The following is a 2,895-nucleotide window of genomic DNA, read 5'->3' on the forward strand; positions in this document are numbered from 1 at the left end:
CGCCTTCAGGCCTTCAAAGTCCACATCGCCGCAGAGCTTTGCCTTCCCTTCCGGCGTCATCCCTATCCTGTTTACACCCACATCTATGACAACCACGCCTTCTTTCACCATATCCGCGGTGATCGCCCTGGGTCTTCCCGCGGCAACTATGAGGATATCCGCGCGCCTGGTGTGGAACGCGAGGTCCCTCGTCCCGGTGTGACAGACCGTTACCGTGGCATTCGCCCCTTTCGCCTTCTGCATGAGCATCATGGCAATGGGCTTCCCGACGATATTGCTCCTTCCCACAACAACGACCTCGGCGCCATCGGTATTCACGTTGCTCCTCATGAGAAGCTGCTGGATACCGTACGGCGTACATGGATAAAAACGTGCCTCCCCTATCATGAGCCTCCCGATATTGACGGGATGAAAACCATCGACGTCCTTGTCGGGATCGATCGCATAGAGGACCTTTGTTTCGTTGATATGTTTCGGAAGAGGGAGTTGCACGAGTATCCCGTGTATCTGTGGATCCCTGTTGTATTTATCGATCAACGCAAGCAGTTTCTCTTCGGGAACATCCTCCGGCTCGTCATCCTGAAGGGAATAGAAGCCGAGTTCCTTCGCTGTCTTCTGTTTTGCAGTCACATAGCTCACCGATGCCGGGTTGCTGCCAACGATGATCGTGACGAGCCCCGGTATCAATCCGTGATCTGCCTTGAGGCGTGCCGTCTCTTCCTTTAGCTCTTCCCTGATCTTCAATGCTGTCTCGGTTCCGCTGATGATCTTCGCTTCCATTATTCCTCCACACCTTTACATTAAGATGCAATCGTTTAACTGATCTGTCAAGACTTTCTGCTACCCGCCATCTTTCAGCGTTGCATCAAATATCCTGTACGCGTCAACAAGGGCAACGGAGCCCTTGTTAAGATCGAATATCGTCTTCCCTTCCAGTTCATTCGACAGGAGCGCCTCATCATTGCGTATCGTCCCTGCCAGGTTTATGCCCTTCTCCGCCGCGATACCATGAAGAACCGCTGCGTTCTTCTCGTCTATCCGGTTCACAATAGTATAGGCATTACCGATGCGCAGCTTCAGTTCGCCGATGAGATGATGAATGCGGCCTGCCGTCGCAAGGCCCCTCTGCGTAGGGTCGGATATAACGTACAGCGTGTCCACATCCTGCGTAACGAGCCTGTTCATGTGCTCCATGCCTGCTTCATTATCTGCGACAACGTAAGAATAATTCGCCTTGAGCGCGTCGATTGACTGCTTCGCAACGGCGTTTGCCGCGCAATAGCACCCCGGCCCCTCAGGCCTCCCCATGACAAGAAGGTCGAAGCCTTTTTGTTCCACGATCGCCTCGTGAACCTTATATTCAAACCAGACGTCCTTTGTCATGCCTGCGGGAACATCCTTTTTGAGCAGCTCCCTCGCCTCGCCGATCGTATTCTTTACGGTCACCCCGAGCACTTCGTTGAAGTTGGAGTTCGGGTCAATATCGACCGCAAGGACAGGCCCGTTTTTCAGTTCTTCAACGAGGTACCGCACGAGAAGTCCGCCTATTGTTGTTTTGCCGACTCCTCCCTTACCGGCAATGGCTATAACCTTTGGTTTAACGATCACTTCCATGTCTCCTTCTCAGCCACCGTTTTTCAACCTTTCCATTACGCCGGGAAAAAGGTCCTGATCCGTATGCGGCAGGAACATCGCCGCCACAAACTCGTCCATAAATAATTTACTGTTGGAAAGCTCAATGTTGGTCATATTCCTTGCTACCCGCTCTGCCTCGTTTAAAAACCCTTTCGAAAAAGAGAACAGACGCGCGCCAAGAAGTGAGCCGTTTCCCACAAAGACAAATCTTTCCAGGGGCAATTCGGGCAGGAGTCCGATCACCTGGGCCCTTTCAATGTCTATGTAATGGCCGAAGCCGCCCGCGATGATGACCTTTTCCAGCCCTTCGTAGGAAAGTCCGGCATTATCGAGCAGCACTTTGCAGCCCGCATAGATCGCCGCCTTGGTCCTCACTAAGTTATCGATGTCGACCTCGGTGACGACGATGTCCCTGTCGACCTGGCTCTCCGATGCATAGCAGATGACATACTCATACCCGTCTTCACCGTGTCTGACCCTCGCTGTATCACGGTCTCTTCGGAACTTGCCGTTCTGATCGATAAGACCTGTTTCGATAAGCTCGGCAACAATGTCGATCAAGCCCGATCCGCAGATACCCGCAGGCTTTGCCTTGCCTATTGTCAGAACCATCGGCTCACAGGTAACAGGATGGATCTTTATCTGTTCAATGGCGCCCTTCCCCGCCCTCATTCCGAATTTTATTCCGCCGCCCTCAAAGGCTGGCCCGGCCGAGCAGGAAGCGCACAAAAGCCAGTCCCTGTTCCCGAGAACTACCTCACCATTTGTCCCTATATCCATATAAAGCGAGACATTTTCTTTCTGAAACATACCGGAACCGATCATCCCGGCCACAATATCCCCGCCGACATATGACGATACGCATGGAAACGCAAATACCCTTGCATGCTCATTCAGCGTTATTCCGATCTCCTTTGTCCTGACAGGCGGTATGACGATCCCCGAAGCGCCCGGGTCCGTTGTATTCCCCCTGCCTGCCGGGGACGTCTCGCTGCCGCCTGACGCTGTAAAACCGGAAACACCCGATGTCAGGACTGGCGTGTAGGGTGCGAGCATGATATATTTGGGACTGATACCAAGAAGAAGGTGGGTCATCGTCGTATTACCGGCGCAGACAATATGGGTTATATCTTCCGCCCTGGTATTGCTCGTGCCCAGCAATTCGCTTATAAGACCGTTCACCGTTTTGACAACAGCCTTCTGGAGTTTTTCCAGGCCTCCTGTTTTTTGCGCGTACATTATCCTCGATATAACATCCTC

The 2,895-nt window shown here is 52.7% G+C and carries 3 protein-coding genes; all 3 read right to left on the reverse strand.

Translation table 11 applies throughout. The features are described from left to right. Positions 1–780: tetrahydrofolate dehydrogenase/cyclohydrolase catalytic domain-containing protein (locus PHU49_13810; protein MDD5245080.1), on the reverse strand; the 780-nt coding region annotated here is incomplete at its 3' end. Positions 781–840: 60 nt separating this feature from the next. Then, positions 841–1,614, reverse strand: a complete 774-nt coding sequence (locus PHU49_13815) for an AAA family ATPase (GenBank protein MDD5245081.1) — start codon at positions 1,612–1,614, stop codon at positions 841–843. Between the two features lie 9 nt (positions 1,615–1,623). Then, a partial coding sequence (locus PHU49_13820; GenBank protein MDD5245082.1) for an ASKHA domain-containing protein occupies positions 1,624–2,895 on the reverse strand: 1,272 nt, incomplete at its 5' end.

Source organism: Syntrophorhabdaceae bacterium (genome assembly GCA_028713955.1).
In the GTDB taxonomy this organism is placed as follows: Bacteria; Desulfobacterota; Syntrophorhabdia; order Syntrophorhabdales; family Syntrophorhabdaceae; genus UBA5609.

Excerpts from the sequence above, each read along its gene's own strand:
- PHU49_13815 (MDD5245081.1), bottom strand. The coding sequence starts at position 1,614 with ATGGAAGTGATCGTTAAACCAAAGGTTATAGCCATTGCCGGTAAGGGA.